The 24,995-nt window shown below is 73.5% G+C and carries 15 protein-coding genes; 7 read left to right on the forward strand and 8 right to left on the reverse strand.

The window, feature by feature from the left end; all coding sequences use genetic code 11:
* Positions 1-2: 2 nt before the first annotated feature.
* Positions 3-1,193, forward strand: coding sequence for an MFS transporter (locus Prubr_RS35120; protein ID WP_212819863.1), 1,191 nt, complete (start codon positions 3-5; stop codon positions 1,191-1,193).
* Between the two features lie 72 nt (positions 1,194-1,265).
* On the opposite strand, the gene Prubr_RS35125 is transcribed toward Prubr_RS35120, so the two are convergent.
* A complete protein-coding gene (locus Prubr_RS35125) occupies positions 1,266-3,725 on the reverse strand; it encodes a M14 family zinc carboxypeptidase (RefSeq protein WP_212819865.1) in 2,460 nt (819 codons plus the stop codon).
* 121 nt (positions 3,726-3,846) lie between these two features.
* Entirely contained in the window at positions 3,847-3,921 is a 75-nt protein-coding gene (locus Prubr_RS38505; protein ID WP_357518584.1) for a putative leader peptide, read from the reverse strand.
* 315 nt (positions 3,922-4,236) lie between these two features.
* Between Prubr_RS38505 and Prubr_RS35130 the strand changes: the two genes are divergently transcribed.
* Entirely contained in the window at positions 4,237-7,185 is a 2,949-nt protein-coding gene (locus tag Prubr_RS35130) for an AfsR/SARP family transcriptional regulator (protein WP_212819867.1), read from the forward strand.
* Between the two features lie 58 nt (positions 7,186-7,243).
* Here the strand turns inward: Prubr_RS35130 and Prubr_RS35135 are convergent, their stop codons facing one another.
* A complete protein-coding gene (locus Prubr_RS35135; protein ID WP_212819869.1) occupies positions 7,244-12,919 on the reverse strand; it encodes an RHS repeat-associated core domain-containing protein in 5,676 nt (1,891 codons plus the stop codon).
* 32 nt (positions 12,920-12,951) lie between these two features.
* Positions 12,952-15,690 (reverse strand): LamG-like jellyroll fold domain-containing protein, encoded by a 2,739-nt coding sequence (locus tag Prubr_RS35140; protein ID WP_212819871.1) that lies wholly within the window; start codon positions 15,688-15,690, stop codon positions 12,952-12,954.
* Positions 15,691-15,705: 15 nt separating this feature from the next.
* On the opposite strand from Prubr_RS35140, the gene Prubr_RS35145 reads away from it, so the two are divergent.
* The gene (locus tag Prubr_RS35145; RefSeq protein WP_212819873.1) at positions 15,706-15,915 is read left to right on the forward strand and encodes a hypothetical protein; all 210 of its coding nucleotides are present in this window, start codon (positions 15,706-15,708) and stop codon (positions 15,913-15,915) included.
* Positions 15,916-16,624: 709 nt separating this feature from the next.
* Here the strand turns inward: Prubr_RS35145 and Prubr_RS35150 are convergent.
* Complete coding sequence (locus tag Prubr_RS35150) at positions 16,625-16,966, reverse strand: MerR family transcriptional regulator (RefSeq protein ID WP_212819875.1); 342 nt, start codon at positions 16,964-16,966, stop codon at positions 16,625-16,627.
* A gap of 54 nt (positions 16,967-17,020) precedes the next feature.
* Here Prubr_RS35150 and Prubr_RS35155 point away from each other — a divergent pair, with 54 nt between their 5' ends.
* Complete coding sequence (locus Prubr_RS35155; protein WP_212819877.1) at positions 17,021-18,124, forward strand: oxidoreductase; 1,104 nt, start codon at positions 17,021-17,023, stop codon at positions 18,122-18,124.
* A 140-nt stretch (positions 18,125-18,264) separates the two neighbouring features.
* A complete protein-coding gene (locus Prubr_RS35160) occupies positions 18,265-18,558 on the forward strand; it encodes a DUF2795 domain-containing protein (RefSeq protein WP_212819879.1) in 294 nt (97 codons plus the stop codon).
* A gap of 154 nt (positions 18,559-18,712) precedes the next feature.
* Here the strand turns inward: Prubr_RS35160 and Prubr_RS35165 are convergent, their stop codons facing one another.
* Positions 18,713-19,159 carry a GNAT family N-acetyltransferase gene (locus tag Prubr_RS35165; RefSeq protein ID WP_212819881.1) on the reverse strand — a complete coding sequence of 149 codons (447 nt, stop codon included), beginning with the start codon at positions 19,157-19,159 and terminating at the stop codon, positions 18,713-18,715.
* A 243-nt stretch (positions 19,160-19,402) separates the two neighbouring features.
* Between Prubr_RS35165 and Prubr_RS35170 the strand changes: the two genes are divergently transcribed.
* Together Prubr_RS35170 and Prubr_RS35175 are read left to right on the forward strand one after the other, a co-directional pair.
* Entirely contained in the window at positions 19,403-19,951 is a 549-nt protein-coding gene (locus Prubr_RS35170) for an RBBP9/YdeN family alpha/beta hydrolase (RefSeq protein ID WP_212819883.1), read from the forward strand.
* A 9-nt stretch (positions 19,952-19,960) separates the two neighbouring features.
* On the forward strand, positions 19,961-20,887 hold the full coding sequence (locus Prubr_RS35175; protein ID WP_212819885.1) for an epimerase: 927 nt from the start codon (positions 19,961-19,963) through the stop codon (positions 20,885-20,887).
* Between the two features lie 59 nt (positions 20,888-20,946).
* Here Prubr_RS35175 and Prubr_RS35180 read toward each other — a convergent pair whose 3' ends face one another.
* Positions 20,947-22,113, reverse strand: coding sequence for an alkaline phosphatase PhoX (locus Prubr_RS35180; protein WP_212819887.1), 1,167 nt, complete (start codon positions 22,111-22,113; stop codon positions 20,947-20,949).
* 220 nt (positions 22,114-22,333) lie between these two features.
* Positions 22,334-24,922: a M64 family metallopeptidase gene (locus Prubr_RS35185; RefSeq protein WP_212819889.1), complete on the reverse strand. Its 2,589-nt coding sequence runs from the start codon at positions 24,920-24,922 to the stop codon at positions 22,334-22,336.
* Positions 24,923-24,995: the final 73 nt, after the last annotated feature.

The raw sequence follows: 24,995 nt of genomic DNA on the forward strand, positions 1-24,995 counted from the left end.
CCATGGTGGACACAGCGACGAAGGGTGCCGTTCCAGGGGATCTGCGGATGGCCGGGCAGCTCTGGCCGGTACTGCTCGCCTCGGCGGTCGGGCTGCTGCCGTACACGGTCTTCAGCACCTTCCTCGTGCCGATCGCCGACGCCACCGGCGGTGGCGAGGCGGCCGTCGGCGGCCTGCGCGGCCTGGGCGGACTCGCCGCCCTGGCCGTCGGTACGGCGTTCGCGCCGCTGATCGGCCGCCTGCCGGTGCACCTGTCGGCGGCCGGCGCCCTGCTGCTGCTGGCCGCGTCGGCGCTGCTCGGGGCGGCCGGCACGTACGTCACCGTCGCCGCCTTCTGCGTCCTGGTCGGCGCCGCGACCGCCGTGCTCAACCCGGCGCTGACGACGGCCGCCGCCGACCGGTACGGCGACGGGCCGGCCGCGGCGCGGGCCGCGACCCTGGTCACCGCCACCCAGTCGATGACCGCGATGCTGGCCGCCCCGCTGATCGCGGTCCCGGCCCTGTGGTGGGGATGGCGCGGCGACCTGGTGGCGACGGCGGTGGTCGCGACGGCGCTGGCCACGATGTTCCTACGTCGTGGCCGGGGCCCGGCGGTCCCGGCCGCCCGGCTGGGCTACCTGGCCACGTTCCGGGCGCTGGCCACGGTGCCCGGGGCGCGGGCGCTGCTGCTGGTGGCACTGCTGCGCACGGCAGCGTTCATGGGCTATCTGGCCTACCTGGCCGCGTTCTACGACAGCCGGTTCGACCTGTCGCCGGGCTGGTTCGCGTTCGTGTGGACGCTCAGCGGCGCGTCGTTCTTCCTCGGCAACCTGGTCACCGGCCGGCTGGCGAACACCGGCGACGACGGCCGGCCCCGGCGGCTGCTGCTGGTCGGGCTGGCCGTCGCCGTCGCCGCCACGTTCGGTGTCTTCCTCGCGCCGACGCTGCCGGTCGCGCTGCTGTGCACCGCCGCGCTCGGCGCGAGTCACGCGGTCGTCGCCGCCTGCGTCGTCAGCCTGCTGGTCCGCCGCTGCGGCGCGCAGCGCGGCCCGGCGCTGAGCCTGAACGCCGCCGGAATGAGTCTCGGTGTCTTCGTCGGGGCGACCGCCGGCGGCATCGGCCTGGGTGCCGGCGGCTATCCGGGCGCGGCGGTCGCGCTCGCCGGCCTCACCGTGGTCGCCCTGGTCGCCGCCGGCCTCGCAAGATCCGCGTGATCAGGGACTTTTACGCCCGACGCGCCGACGACACGCGGGGTTTGGTCCCTGATCACGCGGATCATTGCGGACTTACCGCTGGGCCGACCAGAGGATGGCGCGGCCGAGTTGCGGGTGCAGGCCCTTGGCGTGCAGTCGCCAGGTCGGGTCCGTACCGAAGAGCACGACGCCGTTGCCGGCGGCGGTCTCGGTGCGGACGATGCTGGCCTGGCCGGCCGCGGCGGCCGGCCCGTTGGTGCCGGCGGCGTTCGTGCCCCACCAGCCGGCGACCAGCGGGTCGGCGCCGTACGCCTGGTCGACGATGGCGCCCGCGCCCAGGTTGGTGAACCAGACCGGCTGGGCGACGAACGAGTGCGGCAGGGCGCCGGCGGTGACCGGTCCCCCGTTGTTGACCACGTTGACGACGCCGCTGGCCAGGCTCTGGCCGGCGGTGGCGGTGACGGCCAGCAGCCCGGCGGCGTTGCTGAACGCCGCGCCGGCGGTGTCGATGCCGACGACGCCGCCGCCCCGGGCGAGGAACGCGTCGAGCGCCGCCCGGTTGTCCGCGGTCAGGGTCGCGACGTTGAGGGTGCCGCCGACGAACAGCACGTCGATGTCGGCGGTCAGCGTCGTGGCCAGGGTCGCGGCGGTCAGCGGCCGGGCGTCGAAACCGTTGTCGAGCAGCGTGTCCCGCACCTCGACCGAGCCGACGTAGCCGACGACGACCCTGTCGAGCAGGGTGCCGCTCCAGCCGGCCGGGGCGGCCTCGAAGTCGACCCGGTGCCGGCGGATCTCGGCGTGGACGAGGCGACGGTTGGTCGTGGTGTGCGGGACGACGACCGAACCGTCGGCCAGCCGGTACACCGGTACGCCCTGGGCCAGCAGCGCGTTGACGGCGAGCAGGTCGGACGCGTCCTGGATGTCGAGGCGCAGGTCGGGGGTGCCGCCGGGCAGGGTGCCCGGGGCGCTGCCGTCGTACGTGCGGACCAGCGGTACGTCGGGCAGCTCGTTCCACAGGGTGTCGACGGTGGCGCCCCAGGTCAGCCCCTGGCTCCAGGCGGCCGGGCCGGCGTAGAGGTCGGCGACCCGGTCGGTGAGGTCGATGCCCGGTTCGAGCAGCGAGTTGACCAGGCCACGCTTGGGCTGGTGCAGGTCGATGACGTACGTGCCGGCCGGGTAGGACTTGCCGCCGGCGGTGAAGGTGTCCTGGGCCCGCCAGACCCGGCCGCCGCTGCCGATCAGCAGGTCGACGAGGCGGGCGGCGGCCGGCTCGGAGCGCTGGCCGGCACCGGTCGGGATGACGTACGAGCGCGGGAACTCGGTGTTGTAGTTGTCCTCCGGGCCCCAGCCGGGCACGTAGCCGTCCGGGATGTCGCGCAGCGGCTCACCGGCCCAGCCGCGCCGGTAGACCTCGGCCTGGTCGTGGATGACCTGGTTGCGGTTCTCCTCGATGTAGCGCAGCGAGGTCTTGATCGCGACCTCGTGCACGTCGGTGTTGATGCCGGAGCGGCGGACCCGTTCGGCCGGGGTCAGGTTGCCGCCGCGCGGGTTGAGCGGCGCCTCGATCGTGTATGGGATGCTGCTCTGCAGCAGCGCGAACGACGGCACGTAGATCGGCGGGAAGTCGTCCCAGACGCCCGGGGCGTCGTCGCGGAACGGGATGCGGGCCCGCTGCGTCTCGGCGTGCCCGAGGTCGCGCAGGTCCTCCTCGATCGCCAGCGCGTTCGGCAGCGCGTGCTTGATGAACAGGTCGTACTCGTTGTTGACGTTGTGCGGCGGGGTGCTCGGGTGCAGCAGCGTCGGGCTGACGTAGCCGTGCAGGTCAAGCGTGATGATCGGCTTGGCGTCGACGGCCAGTTCGCGGATCAGGTTCGTCTCCGGCTGCGAGACGATCGTCAGGTCGCGGTTGAGGTCGTAACCGGCGGCGTTGGCACGGGTGCCGGCGATCCGGCCGTCCGGGTTGGCGGTGACGTTGAAGACCAGCCGGTTGCGCTTGAGCAGGTCGGCGACCGCCGGGTCGGTGCTGGTGGCGTACTCCTCGATGACCCGCAGCGCGGCGTCGGTGCCCTCCCACTCGTTGCCGTGGATGTTGGCGTTGACGAACAGCGGGGTCTTGTATTCGGCGAGCAGGCGGGCATTGGTCCGCGCCTTGACCGGCTCGTCCTCCAGCCAGCGCTTCCACTGCTCCTGCTGCTGCGCCTGCGCCCTGGTCTCGGGCGCGGTCACAGTGACGACGTACAGGTCACGGCCGGCGACGGTCTTTCCGGCGACCCGGGCGGAAACCCGGTCGCTCTCGGCCTGCAACGCGTTCAGCTTCGGCGCGATCTCGTCGTAGGGGACGACACCGATCGGGATGGACGCGTCGTTCGGGTCGTCCGGCCACACCGGCAGGACGTTCTGGCGCGGGTACGCCTCGACCTGGCCGAGCTGGACGGGCTGCGGGGGTACGGACGGCAACGCGGTCGCGTTCGCCGGGCCGGTCCAGACCGCGGTCCCGAGCAACGAGGCACCGACCGCGACCGCGGCGAGCCTCGTCAGATGTCTTGTGGACATGAAGGATTGGTCTCCTTGCGAAATGGGTGTGCGCGCAGGCAGACGCCACCGCAGGGCCGGGGACCTGCGGGGTCGGGATACGCCTCTGGGCGTACGGGAAAAGGGAAGCCGGCGTCGAACGCTAGGGTCGACAGGCCGCGCTGGCAACGCGCAGGAGGTCGATGTGACCCCGCTTGGTGAGGAGAGCGCTTCGCACGAAGTGGATCTTTGATCAACAACGGCGCGCTGTCAATGCCCCGCCACCGCAGGGTGACGGCCGCCACCGGTCGAATCGACCGCAGGACCTGCGAAAACGACATGGAACCGCAGGTCAGCGCCGGTCGGTGGATCCCGTACGGAGGGCCGGTCCCGATCCCAGATGTTGGATCGGCCGACATGACATCCGGCACTGGGCAGGCCAGGTCGGGTGTGGAAGGCTCCAGCCGGTGACCCCGCCATCGATCACCGCGACGACCCCGGGTGGGTCGGGACGGCCACGCGACACCGGCCACACCACGACCGGGGGCCCCGGTTGAGGTTCCGCGTCCTCGGCCAGCTCGAGATCGTCGCCGACGGGCGGCCGGTGCCGCTGGGGTCGCCGAAGCAGCGAACCCTGCTCGCCGCCCTGCTGGTCGACCACGGCCGGCTGGTCACGCTCGACCGCCTCGTCGACGCGCTGTGGGAGGACCGTCCACCGGCGACCTGCCGGGCCCAGATCCACGCCCACGTCTCGACGCTGCGCCGCCTGCTCGCCGCCGGTGGGCAGCCGGACCTGGTCGACACGGTCGCCGACGGATACGTCCTGCGGATCCCGGCCGGCAGCCTCGACCTGGACACCTTCGACGAACAGGCCGGGCAGGCCCGACAGTTGGCCGGGCAGGGCCGGCACGCGGACGCGATCGTGCTGCTGCGGGCGGCGCTGGCGCTGTGGCGCGGCCCCGCCCTGGACGGGTTCACGGCCCGCTTCGCCCGGCAGGCGGCGGCCGGACCGGACCGCCGCCGGCTGCACGCGGCCGAACTGCTCGCCGCCGCCCACCTGGCGACCGGACGCGAGGCCGAGATCGTGCCGGAACTGGCCGCGCTCAGCGCCGGACACCCGCTGCACGAGGGGCTGCGGGCCCAGCTGATGACCGCGCTGCACGCCACCGGCCGCACCGCCGAGGCGCTCGCCGCGTTCCGGGAGGGGCACCGGCTGGCAGCGACCGAGCTGGGCATCGAGCCCGGCGAGCGGCTGCGGACGGTGCACGAGGCGATCCTGCGCGGCCTGCCGACGGCACCACCGAAAGCTCCGCCGGCCGCGCCGCCCACCGCACCGCCGGCGCCGGCGGGCGCCACCCCGGTGCCCCGCTTCCAGCTCCCCGGTGACGTCGCCGCCTTCGTCGGCCGCGCCGACGAGCGGGCGGCGGCGCTGGGCCGGCTCGGCACCGCGCAGTCCGCCCCGGTGACCCTGCTCGTCACCGGTCCGGCCGGGGTGGGCAAGACCGCCTTCGCCACGCACCTCGCGCACCGCTGCCGACCGTCCTATCCGGATGGACAGCTGTACGTCAGCCTGCGGCACGCCGACGCGACCCCGGTGTCCGTACGCGACGCGCTCGGCACCCTGCTGCGCGGCCTCGGGATCGCCAGCTCCGTGCTGCCCGCCGACGAGCCGGCCCGGCTCGACCTCTACCGCACCCTGCTCGCCGACCGGCGGGTGCTGGTGCTGCTCGACGACGCGGTCAGCGCCGCCCAGGTCCGGCCGCTGCTGCCCCCGGTCGCCGGCAGTGCCCTGCTGGTCACCAGCCGCAGCGCGGTCGCCGGCCTGGCCGCGTACCGGGTGGTGCTGGCGCCGTTCTCCGGCCCGGAGGCACTGGAACTGCTCGCCGCGACAGTGGGCCCCGAGCGGGTCGCGGCCGAACGGCCGGCGGCCGAACGGATCGTACGCCGATGCGGACACCTCCCGCTGGCGGTGCAGATCGCCGGGGCGCGGCTGGCCGCCGGCCCGCACCGGCCGCTGGCCGACCTCGCCGACGCGCTGCGCGACCAGCGCCGCCGCCTCGACGAACTGGCCGTCTCCGACGTGGCGGTGCGGGCCACCCTCGCCTCCACCGACCAGGGGCTGTCCGCCCCGGCCCGGCGGGCGTACCACCTGCTCAGCCTGACGATGCCGGGCGACGACATCGCGAGCTGGACGGTCGCCGCGCTGCTCGGCGTGCCGCCCCGGCGGGCCGAACTCGTCGTCGACGAACTGGTCGACGTGCACCTGCTGATCCCGGCGGCCGGGCCGGCCGGCCCGCGCTACCGGCTGCACGCCCTGGTCCGGCTCTACGGCCGCGAACAGGCCCGCCGGCACCACGACGGCGCCGACCTGTCGGCCGCCACCGACCGGCTGCACGGCGGCTATCTCGGCCTGGCGCAGCGGGCCGTCGCCCGCACCGGCGGCGCGTTCTTCGCCCCCGTACTGCGTCGCGATCCGGTGTGGACGGTTCCGGAACCGGTCGCCCGCCGGGTACTGGCCGATCCGGTCGCCTGGTTCGAGACCGAACACCAGGCCCTGGTGACGGTGACCGGACGACTGGCCGCCGACGGCCGGACCGGCCCGGCGGCGGCGCTGGCCACCTCCATCGCCGCGTTCTTCGAAAGCGGCAACCACTTCGACGACTGGCGGGCCACCCACGACAAGGTGCTCGCCGCCGCCCGCCGGGCCGGCGACCGCACCGCCACCATGGCGATGCTGCGCGACCTCGGCGAACTGCACACCATCCAGGACCGCTACCGGCGGGCGGGCGCCTGCTACCAGGAGGCGCTCGGGTACGCCCGGGAACTGGGCGACCGCGGCTACGAGTCCGCCGCCCTCGCCGGCCTGGGACACCTGGACCGGCTGCTGGCCCGCTACGACAGCGCCGTGGCCGACCTGGCCCGGGCCCGCCGGATCAGCCGCCGCGACGGCAACCGGGCCGGCGTCGCCTACGCCGAATACGGGCTCGGCCTGGTGCTGATGGAACGGCGGCAGTGGCGGCGCGCGGACCGACGCTTCCGCGAGTGCCTGACGCAGAGCCGGGCCGCGAAGTGGCTCGGCGGCGAGGCCCGCGCCCTGCGCTGCCTCGGCCAGGTACGCCGCCACCAGGGCCGGTACGCCTCGGCGGTGCCGTACTTCGAACGGGCCCGCCGGATCGGGGTACGGCTCGGCGACCGGCTGGCCGAGAGCTACGCCGAACAGTGGCTCGGCGACCTGTCGATCCGCCTCGGCGAACCGGAGCGCGGGGCGGCGATGCTGCGCCGCTGCCTTTCGGTCTACCAGGCGCGCGGCCAGCGGTTCGGCGAGGCGGCGACGCTGCACAGCCTCGCCGCCGCCGCCCGCGCCCTGGGTGAACCGGGGCAGGCCAGCGGCCACCTGCACCAGGCGCTACGGATCTGGGAGCAGATTGACGCCCCGTACTGGCTGGCGGAGACCCGGCGGGCGCTGGCCGCGCTCGCCGACCAGCCCGGCCCGGCCGGCTGACGGCGCGCACGGTGGTGCGCCTCCCCCGGTGCGAAGGGGAGGCGCACCACCGGCGGCGTCAGTGGCAGCCGTAGCCGCTACCCCGGCCGTAGATCCCGAACGACGTCGGGATCCAGCACTTGTTCTCCTCGGCCGCCCGGCGCAACTGGTTCCGGGCGTTGAAGTAGGCGCCGCTCACCGCGGCACCACAGCCGGCGGCGAGGAAGACACCGGCCACCGGACCGCCCGCGAGGGCACAACCGCCGGCAGCCAGGCCGGTCGCCACGCCGTTGCCCCATTCGAGGTATTCGTTGTTGTCCTGCGACCAGTCGTTCATCTGCCTGGTGATGTGGCGGTCGACCTTGAGCCGGCAGAACACGACGCCGACGCACTTGTGGCGGCCGTCCCACAGCTCCCAGGAGCCGGGGAGGCGCAGCCTCGGCGGCTTCTTCGCGACGGGCCGGTTCGGCTTGTACTTCGTCCCCTTCGGGCTGCTGGCCTTCTTCGCCGCCGACTTCTTCTTCGCCGCCGTCTTCTTGGCCGCCGCCTTCTTCGCCGCCGCGGCCTTCTTCTTCGCCGCGGCCTTCTTCGCCGCCGCCTTCGCCGCCGCCGCCCGCTTCTTCGCCGCGGCCTTCTTCGCCGCCGCAGCCTTCTTCTTCGCCGCCGCCTTCTTGGCCGCCGCCTTCTTCTTGGCCTTGACGACCTTCTTCTTCGGGTAGAGGCCGTCGGCGTCCTCGAAGGTGATCGGGTTGTTGTTGGCGTACGAGTAGCCGTGGAACTGCTGCGGGTCGTCGTCGAGGATCACCGGGTCCACCGACAGGAACCGGCCGGTCGACGGGTCGTACTCACGGGCGCCCAGCCGCAGCAGGCCCACCGGATCGTCGTCGACCCCGCCGACGAACGACCGCTGCCCCGGCCACCCGGTCGGGGTGGCGCCACGCAGCTCGCCGAACGGCAGGAACCGGCGCGGGACCAGCCCGCCGGTCGCGGCGTCGACCGCCAACTGGTCGGTGCCGAGATGGTCGGCGAGCTGCCAGTGCACGCCGCCGCCGCTTCGGCTGGCGACCGTCTCGCCGTCCTGGGTGTAGTAGCGGGTCGCGGTCACCGCACCGGCAGTCAGGCGCAGCTCCGTGCCGGGCAGGAACAGGGTGGCGCCGCCGTCCGGATCGTGGCGCAGCAACCGGGTGCCGTCGGCGCCGTACACGAACCGGGTCGACGCGGCACCCTCGGCGATCGACGCGAGGTTGCCCTCGACGTCCCAGGCCAGCGTCTGACCACGCCCGGCGACGTCGCGGCTGACGGTGTTGCCGGCCGCGTCGTAGCCGTACGAGTCGGTGCGGGCGCCCGGGCCCTGCACGGCCACCTCCCGCAGCGTGTGCGGCTGCGCCGCCCCCGCCGCCGGATAGCGGTAGGTGTGGGTGGCCGTGCCGGCGGCGGCGTGCCGGGTCTCGGTGAGCCGGTTGCCGACCTTGTCGTACGTGTACGCGTGCCAGTACGGCGCCGCCCCGCCCAGTCCGGCCACCGACGGCGTCGCCGCGCAGTCGCCGGAGCCCGGCGTCCACGCCCGGGTGAGCCGGCGCAGCCGGTCGTACGTGAAGCACTGCACGTCGGCGGTGAGCCCGCCCGGCGGGGTGTCACCGATGCGGAGGATGTTGCCGGACGGGTCGTGGTCGTAGCGGGTGTCGGCGACCCGGACCGGGTTCAGTTCCCGCTCGGTGACGACCCGGACCAGCCGCTCGGTGCCGGTCTCGTAGCCGTAGTCGCGCAGCACCCGTGGCCCGGAGCCGGTCGAGTACACCCGGCGCAGCAGCCGGTCCAGTTTGGAGTACGTGCTCTCGGCGACGTAACTGGTCGCGCCGGCGAGCGTCGTCGGCCGGCCGTGCGCGTCGTAGCCGTACCGGACCGTCTCGGCGGACAGGCCGCCGCCGGCCGGCAGCGTCGACCGGGACAGGGTGCCGTCGACGTTGAACGCACTCGAGAACTCGTAGCTGCCGGCGAGCGCCCCGGCCGCCGCCGGCACGACGTACCGGGTGCCGGTCGGCCGGTACTGCTGGTCGTACGCGGTCGTCGCGACCGTGTACGCCTGCCCGTCGACGTACCGGGTGGCGGTGCTCACCTGGCCCTTGGCGACCGTGTCGTATGTGTATCCGGTCAGCTTCGCGCCGGTCGCCGACCCGGCGTGGGTGGCGGTCACCCGGTCCAGCGCGTCGTAGGCGGTGAAGACCGTCTGCCCGCGTGCGTCGGTCTCGGTGACCGTCCGGTCCAGGTCGTCGTAGGTGGACGTCGTCGTCCCCTGGTCCGGGTCCTCGACCCGGACCAGCCGGCCGCGCAGGTCGTAGTGGCGGCGCCAGACGTTGCCGGCCGGATCGGTGATCGACGCGATCTCGTCGTCCGCGGTGTAGGTGTACCGCGTCGCGTCGTAGCCGCCGGTGGCGGTCGCGCCGTGGTACTGGCGCAGTTCGACGACGTTGTCGCGGGCGTCGACGATCTCGGTCGTCGGGGTGTCGCCGGCCGGCGGGGTGACGTGGGTGCGGTCACCGCCGTGGCCGGTCGTCGTACGCCACCGCTCGACCCCGTGGACCAGGAAGATCTCCGCCGTCGGTCGGTCGGCACCGTCGTACACGGTCACGTTCAGCGCCGGTACGGCGGCGTCGGCGACCAGGTGCACGGCCGTCGCCGGGGCACCGTCGGCCGGGTACGGGTCGGACTCCCTGACCACCAGACCGCGCGAGTCGTGGTGGGTGTCGGTGACGATCCGGCCGCCGCCCGGCGCCTGCTCCTGGACCTGCCGCTCGCGCAGCAGACCGTCGTACAGCGTGTGGGTGGTGAGGTAGCCGGTGCCGGTGTTGTCGAGGTGCCTCGTCGTGACCACCGTCGGGCCGTCGGTCCGTACCTCGTACGCGTACTCGGTGTGCGGGGTCTGGGTCGACTTCGACCGGCCCGGCAGCCACACCCGCAGCAGCCGGCCCAGCGGATCCCAGGAAAGCTCCGTACGGCGGCCGTTGGCGTCGATCTCGGCCGTCACCGCACCCCACGCCGGGTCGTACTGCGTCGTCTCGGCGTGGCCGAGCGGGTTGGTGACCGTCACCGACCGGACCGGCCCACCGGTCGCCGGCGTGTACGCGGTCGTGGTCCGGTTGTCGAGTGCGTCGAACTCCTCGACGACCCGCCCGTTCGCGTCGTACGTCGCCCGCCGCACCGTCTGGTAGCTGTTCGCGGCGGCGAGCCGCTCCTCCCGGGTCACGTTCCCCCGCGTCGGCGCGGCACCGAACGCGAGCCCGTCGTAGTGGCTGCGCTCGTCGGAGACGACGTCGGCCGGGCGGGCCGGCGTCGTCTCGCACGCCTTCGCCACCGTCTCCACCCGGCTCGGGAAGTCGAGCAGCCAGGCCGAGGTGTTCTGCGCGTACGTGGTCCGGGTGCACCGGTCGTCGGCGGTCGTGGAAACGTCGCCCCGGTCGTCGACCTGGGTCACCAGGCCACGGCTGTCGTAGGTGTATCCGGTCTCGGTACGCCGGTGTCCGCCGCCCTCCAGCGCGGTCCGCTCCACGGTCCGACCCACCTCGGTCACGTACGCGTGCACGGTGCCCCACGAGCGCACCCGGGTCGACGTCGGCCCGTGGCTCCACGGATCGTGGACGCTGCCCGCCACCTCCGCACCGCCCGGCCCGTTGCGGACGATCTCCTCCCGCAGGAAGCCGGCCAGGTACGGATGGTCGGTGGCGGTGCCGCCCTGCGAGTCGGTGACGGTGACGCTGCGGGTGCCGCCGGCGGCGAGCCGGTCGCCGTGCATCCCCCGCAGATACAGCCGCTCGGTCTGCGACCGCTGCCCGCCCGGCGCGCCCTCGGTCGTGCGGACCGTGCCGTAACCGCGCCACTCCGACCAGGTCCGGTGCTTCGCCGGGGACAGGCCGTCGTCGTCGGCGTAGTGCCAGGCCGGGTCGCCGACGTACTCGTAGTGGGTCTCCTGCGCCGGCACGCCCTCGATCCGCCCGTCTTCGACCACCGAGGTGACGACGTACTTGTGGAACCAGTCCAGGGTCGGGTTCACCGAACCCTCCGGCGTCCAGTACGCCGGGAAGCAGCGCCGGGTGTTGCTGTCCGGGGTCGGCAGGCTGGCCCGGGTGCAGTCCGGCGCCGAGTAGTTGACCGTCGTGACACCGCCGGACTCCGACGTGATGGCCCGCAGCCGCCACTTCACCATCGGCGAGATGCCCTCGTTCGCGTCCACCCGGTTCGGCAGCCCGACCCCGGAGAACTGGACCTCCGGCACGGCGGTGGTGCCGCCGGCCCGGCCGGTGTGGGTGATCCCGGAAAGCCACAGCCCGGCCGGCGACGCGTCGGTGCGCGGGAACTCCTGCCGCAGCGCCCAGTGGTCGACGTCGCGGTGGGCGGTGCCGTCCAGCACCGCCGTCGTCACCGCGGTCAGCCGCTTACGGCTCCAGAAACTCGGCCCGGTCACCAGGCACGACGTCCCGGTGGCGCAGTTGAGGTCGACCGGCACGTCCGGCCAGTGCGCGGCGTTCGCCTTAAGGAACTGGGCGTCGGAGCAGGTGATGGTGCCGCTCGGCAGGCACCGCTCGGCGACGGTGAACCGCACCTGGGCCGGTGCCGCCGCGAACAGCGCGTCGGCACGCAGCCCGTAGTCGATCCGGGTCAGGTAGCCGCCCCGGGTGTAGCCGGTCAGCGCCGTCGTGCTGTTGTTGCGCCCGTACCGGTTGCTCTCCTTGACGTAGTGGTACGTCATCGCGTTGCCGTCCGGGTCGGTGACCAGGTCCAGGTTCCACCGCCACGCCTGCTGGCACCACGCGTTGGCGAACGTCGCGTTGTAGCACGGCTCGCCGCTGTTGTTGCCGTACACCGGCACCGTCCAGGCCGAGTTCGTCTCCGGCCGCTGCGACGTCCAACCGGTGAGCCGGTTCAGGCCGAACGTGTACCGGGTCCCGTCGACGGTGGTGACCCGCCAGTACTCGCCGTCGTTGTCGCCGTTGACCGCCCCGGTCAGCTTCTCGATCCGCGAACCGTCGTCGTTACGCGGCCGCCACGTGCCGGTGGCGTCGTCACGGACCAGTTCCGACGCGGTGCCGTTCAGAACCAGGAACGCGTTGTCGTGGCCCCAGCACAGGTCGCCGCGCTTCGGAGTGCCGGCCGAACCGTCGTCGGCGCACGCCTTGTAGCGCCGCTCGACGTACGACGTGCCGAGGTCGAAACCCTCACCGACCCACGACGGCTGGTTGTTCGTCGCGGCGGTCCGCCCGTCGACCGCGCCGGACGAGTACCCGAACCCGAGGTCCGGCTCCGGCCCGCCCGGCGCCGGCGGCACCCGCAGCGGATACTCCCAGGTGAAGCTGCCGGTCTGGTCACCGGCGTCCCAGTCGGCCGACGCGGTCAGCGGCGTCGCGCTCCAGTCCCCCGCCCCGGCGGCACCGCCCGCGGCGGCGGTGCCCACGGCGGCCGGTGCGGCGGCCCGGGCGGCACCCGCCCGCGCCCCGTCGCCCGCCCGCGCCCCGTCGCCGGCCGGCGTCGGCGCGCCGGACAGCGGCGTCATCGCGGCGACCCGCCCCGGCACCGGGGCGTCGTCGACCGGCGCCGACACCATCCACTGCGGACTACTGTCGGACGCCGCCGCGTCGGCCGGACCGGCCGACGCCGGCACGGCCAGCAGGCTGGCACCGACCGCCGCCGCGGTCACCGAGGCGAGCAGGGTCGCCGCCCGGGTCCGGAGCCGGCCGGGCCGGTCGGGGGTCGAAATGGGCATCACGGCCTCCACGGTCTTCTCGACGGATCCGGTCACTGGTGGCGCAACTGGTCGACGTCGGCCTGCGTCAGGACGCCGGTGAACACCCGTACGTCGGTGACGTCACCGGCGAAGTGCTCGCCGTACGCCCCCCGCAACTTCGAGCGGCCGACGTGCAGCGGGCCGGACGCGTGCCAGGCCGTGGGGTGGGCGGCCGAGCCGACCAGTTCCCCGTCGACGTAGAGCCGGACCTGTCCGGCCGCCGCGTCGTAGACCCCCACCAGGTGGAACCAGCGGTTCAGCACCTCCGCCGGCGGGGTCGCGGCCGGCGCCATCGCCCGCAGGTACGTCGGAGCGTCCGAGTCGGCGCCGGTCATGTTGAACACCCAGCGCGACAGCGAACTCGACCAGTACAGCGTCATCGCGCAGGCCCGGCCCCCCTCCTGACAGAGCACCACCGCCTGCCGGTCGGCGGTCAGCCGGACCCGCGCCGACAGCGAGAAGCTGCCGTCGGTGCGCACCACCGAGACGGCCGTCGCGGCGTACCCGGTGGTCCCGTTCAGCGCCAGCGCGGTCCCCGGCTCACCGGTGTGGTCGGCGGTCCAGGCGGCGCCGCCGTGCAGCGTCAGCGTCTTGTTGCGTCCGGAGACGTCCGCGACCGACGTGCCGGTGCCCTCGTCCATCGCCCAGTCGGCGGCCAGCGCCGCCGGCCGGTTGGCCAGCCCGGCCACCTCGTCGGGGTAGACGACCCGCTGCCAGGCCCGCACGTCGTCGAGCCCGCCCCGCCAGTGCTCCCGGTACGCGGCGTCGTACCAGAGCCGACCGAACTGGAGCGGTCCGGTCGCCTGCCACGGCGTGGTGTACGCGGCCTGTCCGGCGAGCGCGCCGTCGACGTACAGCCGGATCTGCTGGGCGCTGCGGTCGTAGACCCCGACCAGGTGCGTCCACCGGTTGACCCGCGCCGGCCGGTCGGAGACCGCCCGCACGATCGTCGGCGCGGTCACGTCGCTTCCGTGCCGGTTGAAGACCCAGCCGTGCGCGGTCGAGTAGTAGAGCTGGAAGCCGCCCGCGTTCGTACCCCGCTGGGTCAGCGCGGTGGCGTTCGCCGCCGTGCTGTCCAGCCGTACCCAGGCCGAGACGGTGAAGCTGGTGCCGGTGTCCAGAACCGGGCCGGACGTCGCCGCGAACCCGCCGCCGTCGAGCGACAGCGTCCGGTCCGCGACCGGCTCACCGTCCACCGTGTACGTGTCGGCGAGCCGGCCGGTCGTCCACCCGGCGGTCCCGCCCAGCGTGGCCGGGTGGGCGCCACCGGCCGCCGTGGTGCCGCCACCCTCGTCGAAGGACCAGGCGGCGACCGGCGCGGCGGCGGGTGCCACGTAGAAGTCGTACGCGGTGACCGCCCCCGGCACGCCGGCCACGCTGACCGCCCGGACGTACAGGGTCCGCAGCCAGCTCTCCGCCGGCCCCGGGGTGACCAGGACGGTGGCGGTCGCACCGGCTCCGGTCGCGGCGACGCTGCTCTGCGGATCCGGGTCGTCGACCGCGTACCGGTACGCGCCGACGTTGGTCGCACCGTTGGGGGCGAACGTGAAGGTGCCGGGCCGGCCGACCCCGCCGGCGAGTACCGGGGCGGTCGGATCGGCGGGCGGATAGTCGGTCGACGTCACCGTCGGTACGGCGCTCGGCGCGGTCGCGTCGACGACGATGTGGCAGAACCCGGACCAGGCGCTGTCCGCCAGCCCGTCCTCGGTCCGGACCCGCCACCGGTACGCCCCGCCGTCGGTCAGCGTCGGCGCGGTGGCCTGCACGGCGCCCGCCTGCCGGAACGTCGTGACGTGCTCCCACAACAGGGTGTCGCCGTCGTACAGCTCGAACCTGCCCCGGACGTTCTGCAGCGCGCTGTCCGGGTCGACCAGCGTCGCCAGGAACGTCGGGGTGAGGCTCGCTACCCGCGGCGCGTCCGCGGCCGTGTTCACACACGCGTACGCCGGGTGGGTCTTCAGCCCGGTCGGCACCGACGGCACGCTGTTGTACTCGACCTCCAGCACCGGGTTGTTCCGGAACCGCTTCCAGCCGTTGGTGTCGGACTCGCTCGCCGCCCGCAGGCCGAGCGTGACGGTGGCCGACCTCTTCTCCGCCGCCTCGCGGACCGCGCTGGTGGCGTCGAGGTCCACGCCGCCGGCCGGGCAGCTCGCGCTCCAGCCCTTGGCGGCGGTGACCGCGTCGAGCTTGCGGGTCCAGGCCGGCTGGTTCTTCCAGGTGGTGGCGGTGCTGATGGCGCCGGTCAGCCAGAGCTGCACCTCGCGCTTGGTGCACGAGTACGCGTGCGTCTGGAAGGCGTTGAACGTCGCCTTCTCGATCGTCTTGCCGGCCAGCGCGGCGGTGTTCATCCGGAAGAACGCCCGGTAGGTGTCGACGGTCGGGTACGCGTACGGGTCGTTGTAGTAGCCGACCTTGGCGGTGCCGGAGTCGTTGAAGTACGACGTGGTCGAGAAGACCTTCGACACGTGGGTCCAGGCCGCCCGGGTGCCGGCGTACGACAGGTACGGGTCGATGTAGACCGGGTAGCGGGTGTCCGGATCGGTGAGCAGGGCGCGGTCGGGGGTGATGGCCAGGGCGCCGCCGGTGACGCGGGCGGCCATCGTGGCGACCCGGGCGCCGGGGCCGGGGCGGGTGCCGCCCTCGGTGGCGTCGGCGAGCGGCCCGGTGTCGGCCTGCACGGTGTCGGCCGGCACGGTCGCCGGACCGCCGTGCCGCGCCGCGCCGTCGGCGCCCCGCCCGGAGTCCCACATGGTCGGGGTCGGGCCGTGGAAGACGACCGCGCCCCGCGCGTCGACGACCTGGACGTTGCCGCCCCGGTCGGTGCGTACCTCGAGGCCGTCGCCGCGTACGGCGAACCGCAGGTCGGCCAGTTCGGGGCGCGGGCCGCCTGCGGCGTACGGACCACCAGCACCTCGGAGAAGCCGGTCACCGAGGCGGTGAGCCGCAGGTCGACGCCGGGCAGCACGTCGGGGTAGGTGGCGACGGCGCCGTCGAGGACGGGCTCGGGCAGCGAACCGGGCCAGCTCAGGGCGACGGATCCACCGCCGCGGCGCAGGGTGACCATCGGCGCCTGCCCGCCGCCGGAGAACGACACGTCGACGGGGACCGCGACCGGTGCCACGGTGCCGTCGGCGCGCCTGCGCAGGCTGGTGTCGACCGGGACCCAGCCCTCGGCCCGCTGCACCCGGACCGGCTGGGCGTGCTGGCGCATCAACAGGGTGCCGGTGGGCAGGGCGTAGACCTCTTCGGTCTCGGTGCGCAGCCCGGTCACCTCGACCCGCTGCCCGGTGGCGGCGGCCGTCCGCAGCGCGGCCCGCTCGGTCACCGCACCGCCGGTGGCGGCCGGCGTGCTCGGGCCGCCGGCTCCGGTCCCCCGATCGGCCGGCGACGCGGCCGCCGGAGCCGGCGGCCCGAGCGTCACCGCCAGCGCCAGGACGAGTGTGCCGACGCCCACCCGACGCGGGAGCCGGCCCGCCGCCCAGTCGAGACCTGCCACCGCGAACCTCCTTGATCGACCACCGCCGCAGCCATCGTGGGGTCGAGGTCCATGGATCGGCCATGGATCCGCCATGGGTCGGAAGGTGGTCACATTTCGCAGGGCATCCTAGGAACCTGGTTCGATGGTTGGGCCCGGAATCACCGCGGTCGTCCGAAATGGTCGGTCCGGTCGTACGGCCGGGCCGCTCAGACCCGGTAGTCGGCGATCACCGCGGCGAGGGTGTCCCGGGTGCGCCGCAGATCCCGGATCTGCCCGTCGATGCGGGCCAGTTCCTCGCGCAGCCGCGCCTCGAGGGCCGGGGTCCGGATGCTCTCGTCGGCGATGCAGGGCAGCACGTCATTGATCGTCGTACTGGACAGACCGGCGGCCAGCAGCGACCGGACCAGTCGGACCCGTTCGACCGCGGCCGGCGGATAGTGCCGCTGCCCGCTGGCGCTGCGTTGGCTGCTGATCAGCCCCTGTTCCTCGTAGTAGCGCAGGGACCGGGCGCTCGCCCCGGTCGCCACGGCGAGTTCGCCGATGCGCATCACACCCACCTGACCCTTGCCCTTGACGTCAATGTCAGGTTTTAGTCTGCCGGCATGACGACCACGACCGCAAAGGCACCCGCCCCGGACACCGCCCGGCTGTTCACCCCGACCACCGTCGCCGGCCTGCGTCTGCGGAGCCCGTTCGTGATGGCGCCGATGACCCGGCTGCGCTCCCCCGGCGGCGTCCCGACCGCCGGGGTGGCCGCGTACTACCGGCGCCGGGCGGCCGGCGGCGTCGGCCTCGTCGTCACCGAGGGCGTCTACGTCGGCCACTCCAGCGCCGGCCACGAAAGCGCGGTGCCCCGGCTGGTGCCCGAATCGGCCGCCGGCTGGCGGGCGGTCGTCGAGGCGGTCCACGCCGAACACGGCCTGATCTTCCCGCAACTGTGGCACCTCGGCAGCGAGCGCGAACCGGTGGACGGCCGGGCGGCGTGGACCCCGTCCGGCGTACGCGAGGACGGAAGGCCGCGCGGGCGGGCGATGACCCTGACGGACATCGACGACATCGTCTCGGCGTTCGCCGCGTCCGCCCGGCTGGCCCACGGACTCGGCTTCGACGGCGTGGAACTGCACGCCGCGCACGGCTACCTGCTCGACGAATTCCTCTGGCCGGCGACGAACCGCCGCACCGACCGGTACGGCGGTCCCGCACGCGACCGGTCCCGGTTCGTCGCCGAGATCGTCGCCGCCGTACGGGCCGCCACCGCCCCCGACTTCCCGGTCGCCGTACGGTTCTCCCAGTTCAAGGAGCGCGACTACGCGGCACGCATCGCCGACACCCCGGCCGAACTCGAATCGGTCCTCGCGCCGATCGTGACGGCCGGCGCCACGCTGCTGCACGCGTCGAGCCGCCGGTTCTGGGAACCGGCGTTCGCCGGCTCCCCGCTGAACCTCGCCGGCTGGGCGAAGCGCCTCACCGGCCTGCCGACGATCACCGTCGGCTCGGTCGGGCTGCGGCGCGCCACCCTGGGTCCCGCCGCCGACCACCCCGGCTCGCTGGCCGCGCTGGCCGGACGGTACCGGTCCGGCGAGTTCGACCTCGTCGCGGTCGGCCGGGCCCTGCTGGCGAACCCGTCGTGGGTGCACGACGTGGCGCACGGCCGCCACGAGCAGGTCGTCGACTACCGGAAGGAGCAGGAGGACGTCTTCTTCTGAGCCCCCCTGTCCGGCCCGCGGTCAGGCGGGCGGTTCGGGCGGACGCAGCCCCAACGCGCGTGCGAGGTCGACCGTCGAGGTTTCCCGGTGCCGCTGCCGGGTAGCCGCGGACCAGACAGGGAAGGGCGGTGAGCGAGCGGATGGCTGGCCAAGAGTTCGCCGACGTGCGGGCGATCCTGGACGACCTGGACTTCCCGGCGACCAAGGAGCAGATCGTCGCGCACGGCGAGGCCCGGGACAGGGGCAGCGGTGAGGTCGTACGGCTGCTGCGGGCGCTTCCGCTCGGCACCTACGACAACATCTCCCAGATCCGCAGCTCCGTACCGCTGGATCCGGCCGCCGACGACGGGCTCGGTGCCGGCGACGAGATGCGGAAGGCACGCTCCCCGCACGACCAAAAGGTCGCCCAGCACCTGCGCAGCCCGGACGCCTGACCCGCCCGCCCGCGGCCGACCGCGGGGCGGGCCGCGCACGGACGGAGCGTTGATCAAGGAGAAAGTGTGCCCGATCCGCGCCCTTTGTCGCTCAACTTGTCCTTGGTCAACGGGGCTGGGCGGCGGCGCGGCGGGGCATCGGGACCGGGCGGGGTTACAGACGTTTGTGCATCCGGATGGCGGTTGTCTCATAGCCCATCTGCTCGTAGAGTGCCCGCGCGCCGAGGTTGAACCCGAAGACACTCAGGCCGATGGACAGCACTCCCAGGTCCCGGCAGACCTGCTCGACCGCCTCGATCATCGCGCGGCCGTAGCCCTTGCGGCGCAGTTCCGCACGCACCTCGAAGTCGTATCCGAAGGCGTGCGGGCCGTCCGACCTACGCTCCACGTGCAGCCACAGCATGCCGATCTCGTCGGGACCGTCGTACCCGACCCAGAGATGGTGGTCGGGGGTGCGCAGACCGGCGGGCAGCAGCCGTTCGTAGTCGTCGCGCGCCTTCTTCCGGGCCTCCGGCTCCGGCATGGCACCGGACGCGACGATGTGCTCCGCGTAGGTCACCTCGGCCCGCTGCCGGTAACGCAGATACTGGTCGTCGGTCATGGGTTCCAGCCGCACCGTCACCACGTGCCGAACCCTAGGCCACCCGGTTGCCGTCGGCCACCCCGTGATCGCCGCTGATCGGCGGGAGCAGACGCGTGGGTGCTGTTCGGCTCCACAGCGAATTCGGCGTACGTACATCGGATTCGCTGTGGGCTCGAACAGTGACACCCCGACACCCGGCGACGGGCGACCGCCATCCAACGCGGGGCAGCGCGGCGGCCGGCGGGAGCCTAGGCTCGGCCGGTGACCCGATACCTGCTCGTGCCGGGGCGCGGCGCCCCGCGGCCGGAACACTGGCAGCAGCGGTGGGCCGACGCGCACCCCGACTACCGGTGGGCGCCCTACCCGCCGGGTCCACCGTTCGACCTGGACGCCCGGGTGGCCGACCTGCACAAGGCGATCACCTCCGACGACGAACCGGCGATCCTGATCGCACACAGCGCGGGCTGTCTCGCCACGGTCGTCTGGGCCGCCCGGCACACCGGTCCGGTGCACGGCGCCCTGCTCGTCGCACCGCCCTACCTGGATCCGAACCGGACGTACGGCCCGGACGAGGTGCGGTGGGAGATCCCCCGCGAGCGGCTGCCCTTCCGGGCCGTCCTGGTGGCCAGCCGCACCGACCCGTACTCGACGTACGAGCAGTTCCGGCAGCAGGCCGACGACTGGGGCGCGGAACTGTTCGACGCCGGCGACGCCGGCCATGTCGAGACCGCGGACGGCTACGGGCCCTGGCCGGACGGGGAACGGCTGGTCGCCGCGCTCGGGACACCGCTCCCGCCCCGGTCCCTTTAGGATCATGTCGTGAAGGTGGTCGTCGCGGGCGGGTCGGGTGCGCTGGGGCGCCGCCTGTGCGCGGACCTGGCCGCCCGGGGACACGAGGTCGTGGTCCTGACGCGCACGCCGCGGCCGGGGCCGCACCGGCAGGTGGCGTGGGACGGTGCCACCGTCGGAGCCTGGGCCGGTGAGCTGGTCGGCAGCGCGGTGGTCAACCTCGCCGGCGAACTCGTCGACCGCCGCCCCACCGCCGCCAACGTCGCGCTGCTGACCCGGTCGCGGGTGGCCCCGACGCGGGCCCTGGCCGACGCCGCCGGCCGACTGGACCGGCCCGTGCCGGTGTGGATCCAGGCCAGCACCCTGGCGATCTACGGCGACGCCGGGGAACGGCTGCTGACCGAGGAGTCGCCCGAGGCCGACGGCCCGCCGCAGATGGCCGGTGTGGCGCGGGCCTGGGAGGCCGCCGCGGTCGACGTGCCCGCGCGGCGGCGGGTGGTGCTGCGGACCAGCATCGTGCTCGACCGGGACACCCCGGCCCTGAACCGGCTCACGGGGCTGGTGCGGTTCGGACTCGGCGGCCGGGTCGGCACCGGCCGGCAGTGGTTCAGCTGGATCCACGTCGACGACTGGCTGCACATCGTGCGCCACAGCCTGGGTGCCCCGGATGGCCCCGACAGCACACCCGACGCGGCGGCACCGGACGGGGTGCTGCTGGCGACCGCACCGAACCCGGTACGCAACAGCGAGCTGATGGCCGCCCTGCGTCAGGTGCTGCGCCGGCCGGCCGCCCCGCCCACGCCGGCCGTCGCCGTCAAGCTGGGCGCGGTGTTCCTGCGTACCGATCCGGCGCTGGCCCTCACCGGTCGCCGCGCGGTACCGGCCCGGCTGACCGACGCCGGTTTCACGTTCCGGCACCCGCACCTCGCGGACGCGCTGGCCGACCTGCTCGGCTGAGCCGGACCCGACAACGCACCGGCCCGGGCCACCGGTGCGGCCCGGGCGACGGTGGTGGTTCAGGACCGGAACGGGCCCCGGACCTCGTACGTGATGCCGCCGCTGCCGGCGGACGCGCCGGACGTGCCGCGCTGCGACGAGAAGTAGAGCCGGGTGCCGTCCGGGGTGAACGCCGGGCCGGTGATCTCCGACTCGGCCTGCCCGAGGATGCGCAGGAACGGGGCGACGACCCCGTCCGGGGTGATGACGTTGATCTCCATGTTGCCGCCGTCCTCGGCGACGTACAGGTCGCCGGAGCCGGCGCCGGTGATGTTGTCGACGCCGGTCAGTGGCGCGGCTCCGCCGGGGATCCGGGCGGCGTCGTACGCGAGGTCGATCTGCTGGTTGACCGCGTCGTAGGCCCACACCCGGTTGTCGCCCTTGGTGGTGAAGTAGCAGACGCCGTTGTCGTACCAGCAGCCCTCGCCGCCGTCGAAGTGCAGCGCGGCGCCGACCTGCCGCCGGGTCGGCGTCGGGATGCCGTCCCGGTCCGGGATGTCCTGCCAGGTGACCGGGCCGCTCAGCGTCCCGGCCGGCCCGCACAGCACCTGTACCCGGCCGGTGCGCAGGTCGCCCCAGGTGTCCGGGACGAAGCGGTAGAAGCAGCCGTCCCCCTCGTCCTCGGTGAGGTAGACGACGCGGCGGTCGGGGTCGCAGGCGGCGGCCTCGTGCTTGAAGCGGCCCATCCGGGTGCGTTCCTCCCCCGCACGCCCACCCTCGGGCCAGGTCTCGAAGACCCGGCCGAGCGGCACCTCCTCGCAGGACAGCCAGGTGCCCCACGGGGTGGCGCCGCCGGCACAGTTGACGTTGGTGCCGGACAGGATCCGGTACGCCGACGCGATCGTGCCGTCGGCGTTGAACCGTACGGCGCCGGCGCCGCCGACGAGCGGGATCTCGGAGTTGGAGACGTAGATCCAGCCGTTGCCGGCCGGGAAGCAGGCGCCGCCGTCGGGCGCCCAGTGCCAGGTGTAGGAGGTGCCCGCGACCCGCTGCCCGGAGCGGGCGATGATCCGGCTGGTGAATCCGGCCGGCAACTGGATCCCGTTGCCGTCGGCGGCGAGCAGGTTGCCGTACGGGCCGGGGCCGGGCTGGGCGGTCGCGGCGAACGCGTTCTGCCAGAGCGCGCCGGAGAAGGCGGCGGCGCCGGCGCCGACGACGGCGGTGCGCAGGATGGTGCGGCGTTCCATCGGGGCTCCTCGGGGTGAGTCGGTCCCCGCCAACCTAGACGCGCAATCCATCGACTGATTCAAATGGAAAGTGAACGTTGTCCGCACTGCCGGCTGGGGCGCGGTAACCGGGCGGGCATGGAAAGGCGTCGGGGGTGCGGCCGGTTGTCCGGCCACACCCCCGACGGGGACCTCACCCCGCGACGTCGTCAGCTACGGACGGCGTACGCCGGGCATCGGTTCACAGCTTGGCGCAGTCACCCGACTTGGCACCGTTGATCTTGTTCGGCGCGCCGAAGTCCTTCGCCTGGGCGCTGTTGCCCGAGCAGGCGAGCGCCCCGTTGATCTGGTTGCCGACGAACACCGGGCCGTAGGCACCGGCCAGGCGGCTGAACCGCTCGTTGGCCGAGACCTGGGTGTTGTTCGCGAGCTGGATCGCGCCACGGAACGTGTTACCGGCGATGGTCACGTCCCGGGTGGTGCCGGCGATCTGGGTCGAGCCGTTGACCGTGGTGCCGAACATCTGCACCGCCTGGGCACCGGTCGACACCAGCGTGCCGTTGATCGTGCTGTCCTTGATCACGATCGAGGCGCCCGGACGAACCGTCACGCCGCCGTTGACCTGGGCGCCGGTCAGGCAGGTCACGCCCTGCTCGGCGGTCACCCGCACGTGGCGGCCGGTCAGCGTGGTCGTGCACTCCAGCGCGGAGCCGGGCAGCACGGTCGCCTTGTAGCTCTCGGCGTTGCCGACGTTGCCGGCCGGGTCGATGGCCCGGTGCTCGACGACGTGCGTACCGAAGCCGGGGACGAACCCGCCGATCGGGTGGTCGTCCGGCAGGTGCTGCTCGAACGCCGCCTTCGACAGGCCGCCGGTGCCGAGGTTGCCGTACGTCAGCGCCTTCACGTCCGTGCCGGAGTGCCGGAACTGGAACGGCGACTCGGGCATCGGCTGCTCCGGGAAGCCGAAGTAGTTGAACCAGCCGTCGTTGTTCAGCCGCAGCTGACCGACGACGTAGCGCTCCTCGGCGTAGCCGGCCCGGTTGTCCTGCGGCTCCAGCCACATGTCCCAGCCGTTGAAGTACACCGGGTGCTCCAGGGCGCCGGTGACCGTGGTCAGCGGCTGCGACAGGGTACGCGGCGCGGTCGGCAGCGCGTTGTCGACGGTCCACTCGACGCTGTCCGACAGGCCGGGGCCGGCCGGGTCGGTCACCGTCGCCACCAGCTTGTGCGTACCGGCCGGCAGGTTCAGCTTGCCGAGGTCGAGGTTGCGGCTGTTGTGCGGGTTGGCCACCGGCGATCCGTTGACCGACCAGGCCACGTTGACGATCCGGTCGGCCGGGTTGTTGGTCCGGACGAAGACGACCTCGTCACCGGCGATCGGCTGGGTGTTCGGCGTCGAGGAGGTGATCTCGGCGGCCGGCGCGGACGGCGTCACGGTGGTGTCGCCGACCGTCCACTGCCGGGTCTGGACGAACCGCGGCCCGTTGTAGCCGGAGTTCGTCGCGGTGTTGTTGGTCGACGGGTTGCGGACCCAGTCGATGCCGTCGGGGCCCACCGGGTCGCGGACCTCGACGTGGACGACCGTGCCGGCCGGCAGGTTCAGCGCCTCGAGGTCGAGGCTGCGGCTGTTGCTGGTCTGGAGCACGGTGCCTTCCGGCCCGCCGACCCGCCAGGTGACCTGGAGCTCGTGGTGGCGCGGCTGCCCCGTCTCGACCCACAGGACGCCGTCACGGGCGACGGTGCCGACCGGGGTGTTGCGGATGCTCATCTGGCCGGCGTTGCGCATGCCGGTGATCCGGGCGACCATGTGCTCGCGGCCGGGCTGGTCCCAGTCGAAACCGATCCAGCGCATGATCGAGTGCTCGCTCGGCCGGCGCTGGCCACAGGGGTAGGTGCCGCCGCCCTCGTGCAGGCCGATCCTGCCGCCGCTTATGCTCTCCTCGCCCAACCAGCGGAACCACTTGTGCTCGTTGTCGATCATCTGCTGTTCGCTGGTGTACGTGGTGTGGTGGAAGCTGCCCGGCTCGTTGCCGGTGTAGCAGGCCCGGACCACGTCACGCGAGGAGTACGGGTACTCGTCGGCCTGGGTGCCCAGCGAGTGGCCCAGCTCGTGCAGCGAGATCAGCGGTCCCTGCGGCGAGCCGCCGGAGGTCGTCGCGTTCGTGCCACCGATGCCGCCGTACGTGAAGGTGTTGAAGATGGCGAGCGTCTGAATGTTCTGCGACGTACGCGGGATGCCCAGCACCGGCGCGACGTAGTTGTCGAGAATCCGGTTGTGGGCCTGGCTGCCGGTCTCGCAGGGGTTCACGCCCGGCGGGTAGTAGCCGACGGCGTTCTGACAGTCGACCGGCGCTCCACCGTAGACGGTGCCGCGCGACAGCGGGTCGGCGCAGCCGTTCTGGTAGATCATCCGCAGTGCGGTGTTCTTGGCGTTGATCGGGCCTTCGCGCTCGCCGGTGTCCCGGATGGTGCCGTCGGCGTGGCGGACCCGGCTGTCGGGGTCGCACCGTACACCGTAGTCGATCGAGGCGAGCTCGACGGCGTACACGTTGATGTAGTCGCGGTACGTCCGGAACGGTTCGGTCGCCCACAGGACCGCGAGGTTCCGGTCGACGTCGGCGTGGAAGATACTCTGCTGGTCGGCCTGGTAGCCGTCACCCATGATGATCAGGTTGAGCCGCTCGGTGGCCGGCCCGGTGACCTGGATCGGATGGACCTTCGGTTCCGGCAACGGTGCCGGCGTCTCCGCCAGCGCCGCGGGGACGGGGCCGGCGACCAACAGGCTGGCCGCCAGACCCACCACCGCGAGGACTGCGCTCCTCAGTTTCACTGATTCCACCTCATCTTTCGAGGTGCCGGTCGCACGCCCGGCACCCGTTCACCACCGCCGACCCGCGACGGTG

Source organism: Polymorphospora rubra (assembly GCF_018324255.1).
Taxonomy (GTDB): Bacteria; Actinomycetota; Actinomycetes; order Mycobacteriales; family Micromonosporaceae; genus Polymorphospora; species Polymorphospora rubra.

Excerpts from the sequence above, each read along its gene's own strand:
- Prubr_RS35155 (WP_212819877.1), top strand. The coding sequence starts at position 17,021 with ATGACGACCACGACCGCAAAGGCACCCGCCCCGGACACCGCCCGGCTG.
- Prubr_RS35165 (WP_212819881.1), bottom strand. The coding sequence starts at position 19,159 with ATGACCGACGACCAGTATCTGCGTTACCGGCAGCGGGCCGAGGTGACC.
- Prubr_RS35120 (WP_212819863.1), top strand. The coding sequence starts at position 3 with ATGGTGGACACAGCGACGAAGGGTGCCGTTCCAGGGGATCTGCGGATG.
- Prubr_RS35125 (WP_212819865.1), bottom strand. The coding sequence starts at position 3,725 with ATGTCCACAAGACATCTGACGAGGCTCGCCGCGGTCGCGGTCGGTGCC.
- Prubr_RS35135 (WP_212819869.1), bottom strand. The coding sequence starts at position 12,919 with ATGCCCATTTCGACCCCCGACCGGCCCGGCCGGCTCCGGACCCGGGCG.
- Prubr_RS35180 (WP_212819887.1), bottom strand. The coding sequence starts at position 22,113 with ATGGAACGCCGCACCATCCTGCGCACCGCCGTCGTCGGCGCCGGCGCC.
- Prubr_RS35140 (WP_212819871.1), bottom strand. The coding sequence starts at position 15,690 with ATGTGGGACTCCGGGCGGGGCGCCGACGGCGCGGCGCGGCACGGCGGT.
- Prubr_RS35150 (WP_212819875.1), bottom strand. The coding sequence starts at position 16,966 with ATGCGCATCGGCGAACTCGCCGTGGCGACCGGGGCGAGCGCCCGGTCC.
- Prubr_RS35160 (WP_212819879.1), top strand. The coding sequence starts at position 18,265 with ATGGCTGGCCAAGAGTTCGCCGACGTGCGGGCGATCCTGGACGACCTG.